A 13,431-nucleotide genomic window follows, 5' to 3' on the forward strand; every position below is an offset into this window, starting at 1 on the left:
AACTGGTAAAAACCACTTTACCAGTTATATTCGTGTTATGACCTTTTCCTGGACACCCCATCGTTTCGTCGGCGGCGCGCTGGCGCTTGACGTCGCCAACAGCGTCATCCTTCGGCACGACGGCGAGGCGCGACGCGATCGTTTCGCGGTGGAGGAACAGTTGCAGGCCTTCCCGGAGGCTGCGGCGCGCCTGTCGGCTGAGCGGGAGGATTTTGCGGATTTGCAACGCGTTCCCGACGACCGACGCGAGCAGTTCCTCGAATTGCGCGAGGCGATCGATCGCTATTTTCGTGGCCGGGCGCTGGGAAGCGAGGACAGGCTGGCTCTCGCCGACCTACTGGAACGGATCGCCATGACGCTGAGGACGGCACCCGATGCGCGATGCCTTGACCAGGCAACGGCCCGCTCGGCCTTGCGGCTGGTCTGCGAACCCGACCCCGAACGCATGAAAATCTGCGGGAATTGCGGCTGGCTGTTTCTCGATCGCAGCAAGAACCGCAGTCGAACCTGGTGCGATATGACGGTCTGCGGAAACCGGGTCAAAGCCAGCCGCCACTACAAACGCAAGAAGACGGAGACGTTGCCATGATGGCACGACGCAAACTGCTGAGCCTCGCAGCCTCAGTTGCCATGTCGATCCTCCCGGCCTGCCAGCGCGAGGACGTGAAGGAGCCCCTGAAAATCAGCGGAAAGGTCTTCATTTTCAACTACCGCGTGGCGCAGGCAACCTATGTGATCACCCTTGCCCGCAACGGCCCGCTGCCGGACGAGAGTTTTGCCGTGACAAAGTTCGAAAACCCGGCCGGCGGCGAACCGATCGAGACGCGCACAAAGATCTTTCCGTTCTGGCAGAAGGTGGCTCTCGAAAGTCCGCCGGTCCATTGCATCGTCAAGGGCAAGCCTTACGCGATCTCGATCCAGGTGGTCGACAAGGACGGCCGTCTCCTCCAGGCGATCGACACGACGCTGACCTCGACGCGCGATCAGACGATCATGCCGGGAAAACCGCTGGTGGTCGGGCCGATCTATACGCCCAATCCGGACGTCTTTCACGCCGATGGCACACGGGACTATGCCCAGGAGGGCGACTGTCCGGCGACACCGCCAGGCCAGGCTGTGGTCAATTGACGAGCGTCCAGAGCTGACCGGAGACGTTTTCGCAGGGCCGCATCTGCGCGTAACGGTCCAGCATGCCACCATTGACGATATCGAGGCAGTAGCGGTTGCCGAGGAACTGGGTGGTGAAACGCATATGCTCACCCGAAGTGGAGATCTGCCAGAGCTGCCCGGAATAGTTTCCGCATGGGCGCATCTGAACCATGTAGGCCGGACTGCCGCCATTGACGACATCAAGGCACATCGTGTTGTCCATGGCTTCGTTGCGGATGCGCACCCATTGGCCCTCGGACATGACCTGCCAGCGTTGGCCCGTCGATTCCTCGTTTGTGTCGACCATGATGGCCAGGTCCTGGAATGGCCCGCCATTGACGATCTCCAGCCGCTGCCCCTGCCCGGTGAACACGGTGGCAAGGCCGATCGCATCGGCCAGGGCAATGCCGGGTGCCGTTGAAAACGCGAGCGAAACGAGAAGGCAAAAGGCGCGAATGGAAAGCACGGCAGAGAACCTCGGTCATGAGCGATGGAGGCATCACTCTAGCGAGACCGGATGGTCGATGCCTGACCAAAGTCTGCAGGCATTTGCCTATTGCGGGCACGAAAAAACCGGGACGTTTCCGTCCCGGTTTCATGAATCGCATCAATGGGCTGAGGCCAAAACCTCAAAGCCTGATTCAGCCGACGATTTCGGTGTCCGAGAACCAGTACTTGATTTCCTGGGCAGCGGTTTCCGGAGCGTCCGAACCGTGAACCGAGTTCTCGCCGATGGAGAGAGCGTGGGTCTTGCGGATGGTGCCTTCGTCGGCGTTGGCCGGGTTGGTGGCGCCCATGATTTCGCGGTTCTTCAGGATGGCGTTTTCGCCTTCGAGAACCTGAACGACGGTCGGGCCGGAGGTCATGCCGTCAACCAGTTCGCCGAAGAAGGGGCGTTCCTTGTGAACGGCGTAGAAGCCTTCAGCTTCGCGCTTGCTCATCCAGACGCGCTTGGAGGCGACGACGCGCAGGCCTGCGTCTTCCAGCATCTTGGTGATGGCGCCCGTGAGGTTGCGCTTGGTTGCGTCCGGCTTGATCATCGAGAAGGTGCGTTCAATCGCCATCTGTCTCATCCTTGTTGGTGTCTGAAGGGAAAGTGGGCGGTATCTACAAGGCCCGAATCACGAAGACAAGAGGGATGGACGAATTTCACGCCGACGTCATAATTGTCGGCAGCGAATGGCAGGACGCATAGACGCGCAAGGGGATTTCGCAGTGATCGAGAGAATATCGGGTCGGATCGCGCGTTTCACGCATATCGTGCCGGCCATCGGCGCCCATTGCTTCATCATGCAGGCGACCTCCGGCACCTTCCGACGCCTGCGCGCCGACCAGCCGGGGCTGATCGTCGTGCGGCGGGGGTGCAAGCGTATTTCCTCCGACCGGATCGACTTGGAGGAAGGCCCGGGAGCTGCCATCGTTCTGCCGATGAATGGAGAATGGACTGTCGTCAACGAGATTGCAGCGGGTGGCGACTACCAGGCCGACGCGTTCGTGTTCTCGCCCGAACTCGTTGCGGCTTATGCCGATTCTAACCGTGCGCCTCTGCGCGAAGCCGCGACCTTTCGGCCGGATGCCGACTTCGAGGGCGCCCTCGAACGGGCTGGCCGCGCGTTGACGGAGGCTGACCAGCCCGACACGATCCGACGCCATCTTCTCGGCGAGATCATCGTGCGGCTGGATGCGCTGGGCATGAACCTGCGCCCCGGCGAAGGTGAAAGCCTGCAGGACCGGATCCGTGCGCTTGTTGGCAGCGATGTCGCGGCGGAATGGACGGCAAACCGCGTGACCTCGGCGCTCGGCGTCAGCGAGGCGACGCTGCGCCGCAAACTCGCATCATCAGGCACAAGCCTCACAGATATCCTTGTCGATATCCGCATGACGCGTGCCGTCGGCCTGCTCCAGGCAACCGAGTTGCCGATCAACCAGGTGGCGCTGGAAGTGGGCTACGAATCGGCCTCAAAATTCGCGGCCCGCTTTCGCGAACGTTTTGGCATGGCGCCCCGCGACATCCGCATTCCGGCAGCGGAGATTGCACGAACCGGGGCCGAGCTTGATCGGATCGGAGCCGCAGCCGAATAGCGAAGCGGCTAGATTGGGTCTCCAGACATCGAAGGAGCCCATCATGACCAGACCTGCATTCACAACCGCCCTTCTGACCCTGACCATTCTCGCCAGCCAGGCGCAGGCGGCCGAGTTCAGCCTGTCCAGTCCCGACATCCGCGATGGCGGGACGCTTGCCGAGGCACAGGTCGCCAACAGCTTCGGCTGTAGCGGCCAGAACATCTCGCCCGCGCTCCAATGGAGCAACGTGCCGGAGGGAACCAAGAGCTTTGCCGTCTCGCTCTACGATCCCGATGCCCCGACAGGCTCCGGCTTCTGGCATTGGGTGATGTTCAATATTCCCGCAGATGTCACCGCGCTGCCGGCCGGCATTTCGCCTGAGAGCGGCGCGCCCGGAAGTGCCGTCCAGAGCCGCGCCGATACCGGCTATCCGGGCTTCCTCGGCGCCTGCCCGCCCGAAGGGCAGACCCACAGCTACGTGTTCACCGTGACAGCGCTCGACACGGACAAACTCGATCTCGATTCGTCAGCCAGCGGGGCGTTGATCGGTTTCATGACCAATGCCCATGCTCTGGCCAAGGCCTCGATCTCGGTGCGCTACGGTCGCTAGGGATTCCGTTTTGATCAAGCGACCAGTCGACCGGCACCGTCATGGAGTTCCAGGCAGCGCTCGAACCAGCCGAGAACCGGATCGCCATCCGGGAGATGGATGGAGCCGGTGGTTATACGCAGCCATTGCAGCGCGCCGAAAAGGATATAATCGGCAAAAAGCGGCGACTGGCCACCGATGAAGGGCTGGAAGCCGAGCATATGGCGGAGCGGCTTGAGCTGTGCCGGAAGGGCAGCGATGGCCGCCTCCCGTTCGGCATGCATCGCCTCCAGCGATTTGCCAAGATACACCTCGCGCGTGGTGCGGAAGTAGTCCTGGTCGACCGGGCCGAGCATCTGGTGGATATCGTAGACGGCAATTCGGGTAATGGCCGGGTGAACCATCGTTTGCGAATAGCCTTCGACCAGGCGAGCGGCGGCCTTGCCGCCCTCGCCACCGAACAGGCTTGGATGGTCGGGATAGGCGTCCTCCAGATAGAGCGCGATCTTGAAACTGTCGGAAATCAACTGATCTCCGTCCCGCAGGATCGGTACCGTCTTCGAAAACCCTTGCTCCGCCTTCGGGATCTCGGTGAAGGGAAGCGGCCTCTCCTCGAAGGACAGCCCCTTGTGATGCAACGCCATCACGATCTTCCAGCAATGCGGGGAAAAGGGGCGGTTGGGATCGGTTCCGCAGAGGGAATAAAGCGTCAGGGACATGAAGGACCTCGTTTGAATTCGCTTCAGAGGAGACCAATTGGGCCCACGAAGCAAATCAGGAAATTTCATGGGATCCATCAGCCCCCTTTACACGCGGCGCTGATAACATCACGCAAAACGCGCGATGTGCGAGACACGGAAGAGGAGCGCAATATGGACAGCCTGAAGATGATGGCGGCTTACAACCGATGGGCAAACGCGCTCGTCTATGACGCCGCAGCAGAACTGTCCGACGACGAGTTGCATCGCGATACCGGTGCCTTCTTTGGATCGATCTTCGGCACGCTCAGCCACCTGCTGACCGCAGATCGTGTCTGGCTGAACCGGTTCACCGGCGAAGGCCCCCGGCCGTCCGCCCTCAACGAGCACCCGTGCACCACCTTCGTTGAGTTGCAGGAGGCCCGCAGAAACGAGGATGAACGGATCATCACCTATGTGGAAAACCTGACGGCGGAGCAGCTGGACGCCCAGATCTCCTATTCGCCGCTTTCGGCACAGGGTCTGATCCAGCATCGGCTCTCGCCCGCCCTCGTCCATATGTTCAACCACCAGACCCATCACCGTGGACAGGTTCACGCGGGATTGACCGGGATGGGCAAGCCATCGCTTGCCATCGACCTCATCTATTTCCTGCGCTCGCAAGGGCGGGCCTGGATGTGACGACGGACACGATCGATTAACCGCATTTGTTGCTCCTGCGGGCGCATAAACCTTTTGCCAAAGGTTCTGTCCGACCTTTTCGCCTGAACATCGGAACCAGGACGGGCAAGAGGGGCTCCCATGCAGGACAACATCACGGGCGGGTCGCATCGTGCAGAGAAGCCGGGCACGGATGCCCTGCAGAAGATCACGGCCGTGATGACGCGGCATCAGATAGCTCCCCTGCCCCGCAATTTCGAACTGGTCTGTGAAGCACTGAGCGGTGGCCATCCGGATCTCACCCATGAACTCGCCGCACTCGGTGCCCGCCCCAGCCAGCAAGCGCTCGACCAGCTCGGGCTGAAACACAGGCTGCCCGGCCATTGCGGCGCGACGGCCGAGAGGCTGCAGACGGAGGCGCTGACAGCGCTTTCTTCGATCAGGGAAAAACTGGCGCTGGGGCTCAGCCAAAAGCGCAGTTTTGCCCGCTCCGTCGAAACGGCAGCAGCCTCGGTCCGCGCGGACGCCGATGTGGGGATAGACCAACTTCTTGGCGAACTCGATCTTCTGGCCTCCATCGCGCGGGAAATGGTCCAGGCGGAAACGCTGTTGGCGCATGAGGTCACTCAGGGCTTGCAAACGCTGGAAACGGCCGACCGTGCCATGCAGGCTGCCAAGATCATGACACTGCGCGACCGGTTGACCGGGCTGCCGAACCGGGCGGCATTTCTGCAAAAACTGGAGGAGGCCCATGCGAGCACCACCGCCGCGCATACGAGCGCCCTGGTGCTGATCGAGATCTGCGACCTTCCGCACCTGCACCAGCAGTATGGAGACGAGGCGACGGCCAAACTGATCAAGGGATTGGCGGGCATCTTCCGTAAGGCAATCAAGAAACACGATTATATCGCCCGGATCGAAGCCGACACCTTTGCCTTCATCTTCGACGACATCGACGCGAATGCGGCGCATATCATCGCCGAACGGCTCTTCATCACGGCGGAGAACAATCTGATCTTCGCCAGCGATTCCGGTCATGAGGTCGGCGGATTGCCGCTGGCGCTCGGCCATGTCATGGGCCAGGAGGCGACCGATGCGCTGCACTGGCTTTCGCTCGCCAAGACCGCCACTCAGCTCGCCCGCCTCAATCCGCGCCAGCCGATCATCGGGCACAAGCCGGGGCAACGTCAGGTCGCCTGAGCCCCTTGCCGAGCCGGAAAACGACCGCGCGGACAGCTTGCCTTTGACCGGCAGATCGGCCAAAAGCCAGACATGATCACGATCAACGACATTTCCGCCCGGATCGCCGGCAGGCTTCTCATCGACCACGCAACCGTCGCATTGCCGGCCGGCACCAAAGCCGGCCTCGTTGGCAAGAACGGCGCCGGCAAGTCGACCCTGTTCCGGATCATCACGGGCGACCTCTCGGCCGAAACCGGCAATATCTCGATCCCGAAGAATGCCAAGATCGGTCAGGTGGCGCAGGAAGCGCCTGGCACGGAAGAGTCGCTGATCTCGATCGTGCTGTCTGCCGACAAGGAACGTGCTGCCCTTCTGCTCGAAGCGGAGACAGCGACCGATCCGCACCGGATCGCCGAAATCCAGACCCGGCTTGCCGATATCGGTGCGCATTCGGCGGAAGCCCGCGCCGCGACGATCCTGTCCGGTCTCGGCTTCGACCATGAGGCACAGCTGCGCCCGGCATCATCTTTCTCCGGCGGCTGGCGCATGCGCGTGGCGCTGGCGGCCGTGCTTTTTGCCGAGCCGGACCTTTTGCTGCTCGACGAGCCGACCAACTATCTCGACCTCGAAGGCACGCTTTGGCTCGAAGACTATGTGCGGCGTTATCCGCATACGGTCATCATCATCAGCCACGACCGCGACCTTCTCAACACGGCCGTCAACTCGATCATCCATCTCGACCAGAAGAAGCTGACCTTCTATCGCGGCGGCTATGACAGCTTCGAGCGGCAGAAGGCCGAAAACGACGAATTGCAGATGAAGGCCAAGGCGAAAAACGACGCCGCGCGCAAACATTTGCAGAGCTTCATCGATCGTTTCCGCGCCAAGGCGACCAAGGCCAAGCAGGCGCAGAGCCGCATCAAGGCACTTGAGCGCATGGGCACGGTGGCGGCCGTGATCGAGGATCATGTCCACCCGATCACCTTCCCGAAGCCGGAGAAACAGCCGGCATCGCCGATCGTCGCCATTTCCGGTGGCGTGGTCGGATATGAACCGGGCAGGCCGATCCTGAAAAACCTGAACCTTCGGATCGACAATGATGACCGCATCGCGCTGCTCGGCTCGAACGGCAACGGCAAGTCGACCTTCGCCAAGTTCATCTCCGGCCGGCTGGAAGCCCAGGGCGGTCAGTTGAAGACGGCATCGAGCCTGAAAATCGGCTTCTTCGCCCAGCACCAGCTGGACGACCTCATTCCAAACGAAAGCCCCGTCGCGCATGTGCGCCGGCTGATGCCGCTCGAGCCGGAAGCCAAGGTGCGCGCGCGCGTCGCGCAGATGGGGCTTGCCACCGAGAAGATGGACACGGCCGCCAAGGATCTCTCCGGTGGCGAAAAGGCGCGCCTTCTGATGGGCCTTGCCGCCTTCCACGCGCCGAACCTGTTGATCCTCGACGAGCCGACCAACCACCTCGACATCGACAGCCGCAAGGCGCTGATCGAGGCGCTGAACGACTATGAAGGTGCCGTCATCCTGATCAGCCACGATCGCCACCTGATCGATGCGACTGTTGACCGGCTGTGGCTGGTCAACAACGGTACCGTGACCAGTTTCGACGGCGACATGGAGGAGTATCGCGGCCTGATTATCGCCTCGGGCAAGAAGCCCGCAGAGAAGGACAAGGCGGACATTTCAACCGGCGACCAGGTCAACAAGGCGGAACAGCGCAAGGCTGCCGCCGACCGACGGGCGAGCCTTGCGCCGCTGAAGAAAAAGATCAACGAAGTCGAGGCTTTGACGAAGAAGCTGGAGACTTTGATTCAGACGCTGGACAAGGAGCTGGCCGACCCCGCTCTCTATGAGAAAGCACCCGCCAAGGCAGCGGAGAAAGCCAAGCAGCGTGGCGAAGCGGCGGCAAAGCTTTCGGATGCCGAAGAGCAATGGCTGGAGCTTTCCGCCGAATATGAAGAGGGCATGGCCGGCTGATCGGCTCCTTCCTTGTTGTAACCCTGAATATACATTATCTTGATGGCGTATATTCAGAGGTGACGCCATGCCGCTTTACGTGCGCGATGAAAAAGTGAACCAGCTCGCCGAGCAGGCGCAGAAGATCCTGAAAGCCCCGACCAAGACGGATGCCATCCGCCAGGCGCTGGAACGCGTGGTGCAGGAGGACGAACAGCGCCCGCCGCTTGCCGAGCGGCTGGAGACGATCAAAAAGCGCTATCAGGGTATGGGCACCGTCGATCCCAATTTCGATGAGAAGGCATTTCTCGACGAGATGTGGGGCGACATCTGATGTTTCTCGATACCTCGGCGATCATCGAATATTTTCTGGAGGGACCGGAATACGAGCGGATCTCGGCCGCCTTGGCGACTGGCTCCCAGTTTTTCGTCTCTCCTACGGTCGTGTTCGAGGCGACAACGGTCTTGGCCGGCAAGCGCCGGATTGAAGTCGATGACGCGACAAAGCTGGTCCTTGATTTTCTCACCGAACTGAACGCCGAAATCCTGCCAGCCACCCGCGACACGGCGCTTGCTGCCCTTGATGCGTTCTCCCGTTACGGCAAGGGACGCCATCCGGCCCGCCTCAATTTCGGCGACTGTTTTTCCTATGCAGGCGCCAAGGCATCGGGTGCTGCCCTCCTCTATGTGGGCGAAGACTTCCGTCGCACCGATCTCGCCTGACATAACCACACGACAGATACAGAGGAGCAGTGTCATGGATCTCTTTCTCGAAAAAGACGGTGATCCGCAGACACTGGCCTTCGTCGCCGCCCGGAACACCCGCTCAGAAGAGGCGTTGACGACGCCGGAGATGGGGGCCGATGCGGCCGCACTTCAGGCGATGATGGAGCGACAGGACAGGCTCATCGTTCCCGCCCGGCGCGGCGGCTGGCTCTTTGATTTCAACCGCTCGCGCGACAACCCGCTCGGCGTGCTGCGCCGGCTTCCGGCGGAACTTGCGCCCTCTGCCGATGCCCCCTGGGAAACGGTGTTCGATGTCGACGCGTTCTGCGCGCGGGAGGGCAAACGCTGGATCTTCGGCGGCTGTGTCACCTGCCCCTTCGAACCGACACGCGTCTTGTTTCGCCTTTCCGACGGCGGCTCGGACCTCACACGTTTCCTGGAGTTCGATCTTGAAACCAAACAGGTTGTCGACGGCGGCTTCGATACGCCGGCTGTCCGGGCGCAGGCTACGTGGCTGAGCGGTGATGAAATCGCATATTTCGGCTCGATCGATGCGTTTTCCGCCACCGAGTCCGGTTGGCCAAGGGTTGGACGGCGGCTGCGGCGCGACCAGTCCCCGGCAGAGGCCGAGATCCTCTTTGAAGCTGCCCCGAGCGACGTCACAGCCTATGGCTTCGTCATTGATCCCAAGCTCGGCGGCCACGACGGGCCGGACACACAGCAGATCCGCGTATTCATGGCGAACCATGAGATCGGCAAGCTCAGCCTCCATGTGGAAGATGCCAAGGGCGTTTCCCGCCGCCTGCCGCTGCCCCAGGAAATCGGCTTCGATATCAACCACAGCCACGTCCTCTGGCTTGCCAAGAACGATGAGCAGGTGCCGAGCGGCAGTCTCGTCCTGCAGGCGTTGACACCGTTCGGCGAAGAGCCGCTGGCATCTCGGCGCCGCATTCTGGTCGAGCCGGCACCGGGACGTGCCGTCCATCACTTCACCCTGCTGCGCCACTGGGCGGTCTATTCCGTCGACGAAAACCTTTCCCCATCCCTTTATGCGCTGGATCTCACACGCGAAGATGCGGAACCGCAGCGGATCGTGCTGCCCGACGGCATCGAAGCGCTTTACTTCACGCCGCTTTATGCCGACCTGCATCTGGGCGACGACACGCTGTCGGTCATCGGCTCCGGCTTTCTGGTGCCGCCCACCCGATACACGCTCTCCCTTTCCGACGAGTATCGTCGGCCAGTCACCCATAGGCTGGCACTCAAGCCGCAGGAAACGTCACCGGCTTACTTCGATGCGGACAGCATGACGAGCCAACTTCTGGAAGCGACATCGGCAGATGGCACCAAGGTGCCTTACCATCTGGTGCTGCCGAAGGCGTGGAGGATGGGTGAATTGCCGGTTCTGATCTATGGCTATGGCGGCTTTGCCGCATCGCTCGCGCCGCATTACTCCGGCACCACAGGCCGCTTTGTCGAACAGGGCGGTGCCTATGTTCAGGCCTATATCCGCGGCGGCGCGGAGCTCGGGCCGCAATGGCATAGCCCCGTCAAGCGTCACGGGCGCCACAAGGCTTACGAGGATTTCGTCGCGATCGCCCGCGATCTGGTTACGCGTGGCTACTCGAAGCCATCGCGCATCGCCTGCACGGGCGCCAGCAATGGCGGCCTGCTGACCGGCGTGATGCTGACGCGCTATCCGGATGATTTCGGCGCCGTCTGGTGCCGCGTGCCCGTACTCGACATGACCCGCTTCCACCTCTTCCCGGCCGGGCGGGCCTGGATGGACGAATATGGCAATCCGGACGATGAGGCCGACCGCGCCTATCTCCTCAGCTATTCGCCGCTGCACCAGATCGCACAGTCTTCCGACAAGACGTATCCGCCGGTCTATATCGAAAGCTCGACCAATGACGACCGGGTTCATCCATCCCATGCACGACGGTTTGCCCTGAGGCTGGAAGAGGCCGGCCACACGCCGCTGTTCCACGAATTCGGCTCCGGAGGTCACGGCGGAGCTGGGAATTCGGGCGAAATGGCGCGCCGCACCGCCCTCGGCTACAGCTTCTTGCGCCAGACAATCATGAAAGGCTGACAGCCGGGTGGGACGCCGAAGGAGACGGCGTCTGGCTCAGGCCTTCTTTTCCCAGCGCCCTTCCGGCGTCTGCTGCCAGTATGTCAGACTGTGGCCTTCAGCCTTCAGCTTCTTCCACTGCCCGCGGGCGGCCTCCAGCTGGGTCGCGTCGTAACCATCGAAAACGAAGACCACGCGGTCATAGTCAAGCGTCTCAGGCGGCTCAGCGCCGTCGACCAGGAAACGCACGCTGGCCTCGTTCAAGTTGTCCGGCCGCACGGTCAAAAGCACGGGCTGGCGCGCAGGCGTTGCTCCCTCATCCGTTCCATGCGGCAAGAAACTGTCGTCCCGGTAAACCCATAAATGCGCATCGAGGGCATCGCGCCGCTCGGGATCACGGGTCTGAACCGCAACTGTCCAGCCGCGCTCCACGCTCTTTTCGAGGAGCGGTGGGAGCGCGTCTTCCAGTTTCGATTCGGTCAGATGGTAGAAAAGGACTTCTGCCACACGTGTTTCCTTGGCCCCGGTCAGGCTTCGTAGTTCGCCCGGACCAGTTCATCGAGCAGGCGCACGCCGTATCCGGAGCCCCAGGACTGGTTGATCTCGTCGCTCGGCGAGCCCATGGCTGTACCAGCGATGTCGAGATGCGCCCAAGGCGTATCCTTGACGAAGCGCTTGAGGAACTGGGCCGCCGTGATCGATCCCGCATGCCGACCGCCGGTGTTCTTCATGTCGGCGAACTTCGAATCGATCATCTTGTCGTAGTCCTTGCCGAGCGGCATGCGCCACAGGCGCTCATTGGTGCTGAGGCCTGCGGCCAGCAGCTTCTCTGACAACGCATCGTCGTTGGAGAACAGGCCGGCATGCAGGTTGCCGAGCGCAACGAGAATGGCGCCGGTCAGGGTCGCGAGATTGATCATAAAGGCGGGTTCAAAGCGCTCGTTGCAATACCAAAGCGCATCGCAGAGCACCAGGCGGCCTTCGGCATCGGTGTTGATGACCTCGATCGTCTGACCGGACATGGAGGTGACGATGTCGCCGGGGCGCTGGGCATTGCCATCAGGCATGTTTTCCACGAGGCCGATGATGCCGACGACATTGGCTTTGGCCTTGCGGGCGGCGAGCACATGCATGAGCCCTGTCACGGCGGCGGCCCCGCCCATGTCGCCCTTCATCTCCTCCATGCCACCGGCGGGCTTGATCGAGATACCGCCGGTATCGAAGACGACGCCCTTGCCGATAAAGGCGATCGGCTTGTCCTTGGCCTTGCCGCCTTTCCACTGCATGACCACGAGACGGGGCGGACGCACCGAACCCTGGGCAACCCCCAGGAGAGCGCCCATTCCGAGCTTCTTCATGTCCTTTTCGGTCAGGATCTCGATCTCGACACCGAGGTCTTCCAGCTCCTTGGCCTTGGCTGCGAATTCGAGCGGGCCTAGCACATTGGCCGGTTCGTTGACGAGATCGCGCGCAAGCACGACACCGTCGGCGATGGCGCGGGCCTCGGCGAAGGCCTTCTTGGCGCCGGATGCGTCAGCGGTGACGATGGTGACCTTCACTGTCTTGTCGGCCTTCGCTTCGTCGTCGTCGCCCTTCTTCTTCGTCTTGTAGGCATCGAACTTGTAGGCGCGCAGCAGCATGCCCAGCGCAAAGTCGGCAGCGGCTTTGGGCGAGACGTCAAGATTGGGCACGTCCAGGAATACGGTCGCCGATTCAGCGCCCTTCAGGTTGGCCGTCGCGCTGCCGCCGGCTTTCAGCCAGTCATGCGCCGTCAGTTGCTCCGCCTTGCCGAGACCCAGCACCACCAAGCGGTCTGCTTCGGAACCATGCGGCGCGACGATGTCGAGCACCGAGGACGATTTGCCGGAAAACTTGGCCACTTTGGCCGCCCGCGCGTAGACGCCAGCCGGATCCGCCTCGGCCAGTCCCGAAGGCGTTTCCGCCTCGGTTGTCTTCAAAACGATGGCAAGGCCCGAAGTCACGGCATGCGACTTGGCGAAAGAGATGGCGAGTTTGGTCGACATGAAATTTAAATCCTGGCGTCTTTGATCAAATGGTGCGCCGATCATGGTCTTTTCGCTCGCGATGGCAAGACGCGGGCGCGTCTTTGTTGACGCAGTCCCCCGAATGCGTCGCCGTCCTGGCCCTCGTTCATCCCATCTCCCGGCCGCGTATGCCGCCCATCTGGCGAAGCGTGTCCGTTTTGTCGCGGTCGGGCAAAAAAGCGGAACATGAAGCCGGGGAAAATTTGCCACATCGGTCGCCAAATCGCCGCAAGCATCGTAGAGAAGGCTCGACATCGGCCCTTCGTGCTTTTTCGCAGGGGC

15 protein-coding genes are annotated in these 13,431 nt (G+C 61.8%); 10 read left to right on the top strand and 5 right to left on the bottom strand.

The annotated features are described in order from the left end of the window. The first annotated feature begins 37 nt into the window (after positions 1–37). Positions 38–589, top strand: coding sequence for a CGNR zinc finger domain-containing protein (locus DFO46_RS10495; RefSeq protein ID WP_120277232.1), 552 nt, complete (start codon positions 38–40; stop codon positions 587–589). Next, positions 586–1,128 (top strand): hypothetical protein, encoded by a 543-nt coding sequence (locus DFO46_RS10500; protein WP_348627731.1) that lies wholly within the window; start codon positions 586–588, stop codon positions 1,126–1,128. The genes DFO46_RS10495 and DFO46_RS10500 overlap by 4 nt, the downstream gene beginning before the upstream one ends. On the opposite strand, the gene DFO46_RS10505 is transcribed toward DFO46_RS10500, so the two are convergent. Both DFO46_RS10505 and ndk read right to left on the bottom strand, forming a co-directional pair. Continuing rightward, positions 1,121–1,615: an RICIN domain-containing protein gene (locus DFO46_RS10505; RefSeq protein ID WP_120277233.1), complete on the bottom strand. Its 495-nt coding sequence runs from the start codon at positions 1,613–1,615 to the stop codon at positions 1,121–1,123. The two genes, DFO46_RS10500 and DFO46_RS10505, sit on opposite strands and share 8 nt — an antisense overlap. A 175-nt stretch (positions 1,616–1,790) precedes the next feature. Continuing rightward, a complete protein-coding gene (gene ndk, locus DFO46_RS10510) occupies positions 1,791–2,213 on the bottom strand; it encodes a nucleoside-diphosphate kinase (protein WP_120277234.1) in 423 nt (140 codons plus the stop codon). Between the two features lie 151 nt (positions 2,214–2,364). Between ndk and DFO46_RS10515 the strand changes: the two genes are divergently transcribed. Continuing rightward, positions 2,365–3,231, top strand: coding sequence for a helix-turn-helix transcriptional regulator (locus DFO46_RS10515; RefSeq protein WP_183041871.1), 867 nt, complete (start codon positions 2,365–2,367; stop codon positions 3,229–3,231). A 43-nt stretch (positions 3,232–3,274) separates the two neighbouring features. Next, positions 3,275–3,823: a YbhB/YbcL family Raf kinase inhibitor-like protein gene (locus tag DFO46_RS10520; protein ID WP_120277236.1), complete on the top strand. Its 549-nt coding sequence runs from the start codon at positions 3,275–3,277 to the stop codon at positions 3,821–3,823. A gap of 14 nt (positions 3,824–3,837) precedes the next feature. Here DFO46_RS10520 and DFO46_RS10525 read toward each other — a convergent pair whose 3' ends face one another. Beyond that, the gene (locus DFO46_RS10525; RefSeq protein ID WP_120277237.1) at positions 3,838–4,521 is read right to left on the bottom strand and encodes a glutathione S-transferase family protein; all 684 of its coding nucleotides are present in this window, start codon (positions 4,519–4,521) and stop codon (positions 3,838–3,840) included. A 153-nt stretch (positions 4,522–4,674) separates the two neighbouring features. Between DFO46_RS10525 and DFO46_RS10530 the strand changes: the two genes are divergently transcribed. From DFO46_RS10530 to DFO46_RS10555, 6 genes are all read left to right on the top strand, one after another. Next, positions 4,675–5,181 (top strand): DinB family protein, encoded by a 507-nt coding sequence (locus DFO46_RS10530; RefSeq protein WP_120277238.1) that lies wholly within the window; start codon positions 4,675–4,677, stop codon positions 5,179–5,181. Positions 5,182–5,301: 120 nt separating this feature from the next. Then, complete coding sequence (locus tag DFO46_RS10535) at positions 5,302–6,360, top strand: diguanylate cyclase (RefSeq protein WP_120277239.1); 1,059 nt, start codon at positions 5,302–5,304, stop codon at positions 6,358–6,360. Between the two features lie 72 nt (positions 6,361–6,432). Next, positions 6,433–8,325, top strand: coding sequence for an ABC-F family ATP-binding cassette domain-containing protein (locus tag DFO46_RS10540; protein WP_120277240.1), 1,893 nt, complete (start codon positions 6,433–6,435; stop codon positions 8,323–8,325). A 67-nt stretch (positions 8,326–8,392) separates the two neighbouring features. Continuing rightward, complete coding sequence (locus tag DFO46_RS10545) at positions 8,393–8,638, top strand: type II toxin-antitoxin system VapB family antitoxin (protein ID WP_120277241.1); 246 nt, start codon at positions 8,393–8,395, stop codon at positions 8,636–8,638. Continuing rightward, on the top strand, positions 8,638–9,027 hold the full coding sequence (locus tag DFO46_RS10550) for a type II toxin-antitoxin system VapC family toxin (protein WP_120277242.1): 390 nt from the start codon (positions 8,638–8,640) through the stop codon (positions 9,025–9,027). The genes DFO46_RS10545 and DFO46_RS10550 overlap by 1 nt, the downstream gene beginning before the upstream one ends. 34 nt (positions 9,028–9,061) lie before the next feature. Beyond that, positions 9,062–11,125: a prolyl oligopeptidase family serine peptidase gene (locus DFO46_RS10555; RefSeq protein ID WP_120277243.1), complete on the top strand. Its 2,064-nt coding sequence runs from the start codon at positions 9,062–9,064 to the stop codon at positions 11,123–11,125. Positions 11,126–11,161: 36 nt separating this feature from the next. On the opposite strand, the gene DFO46_RS10560 is transcribed toward DFO46_RS10555, so the two are convergent. Together DFO46_RS10560 and DFO46_RS10565 are read right to left on the bottom strand one after the other, a co-directional pair. Further along, on the bottom strand, positions 11,162–11,611 hold the full coding sequence (locus tag DFO46_RS10560; protein WP_110793489.1) for a DNA polymerase III subunit chi: 450 nt from the start codon (positions 11,609–11,611) through the stop codon (positions 11,162–11,164). Positions 11,612–11,631: 20 nt separating this feature from the next. Next, complete coding sequence (locus DFO46_RS10565; protein WP_110793490.1) at positions 11,632–13,128, bottom strand: leucyl aminopeptidase; 1,497 nt, start codon at positions 13,126–13,128, stop codon at positions 11,632–11,634. Between the last annotated feature and the right edge of the window lie 303 nt (positions 13,129–13,431).

This window comes from Rhizobium sp. AG855 (assembly GCF_003610655.1).
Taxonomy (GTDB): Bacteria; Pseudomonadota; Alphaproteobacteria; order Rhizobiales; family Rhizobiaceae; genus Allorhizobium; species Allorhizobium wuzhouense.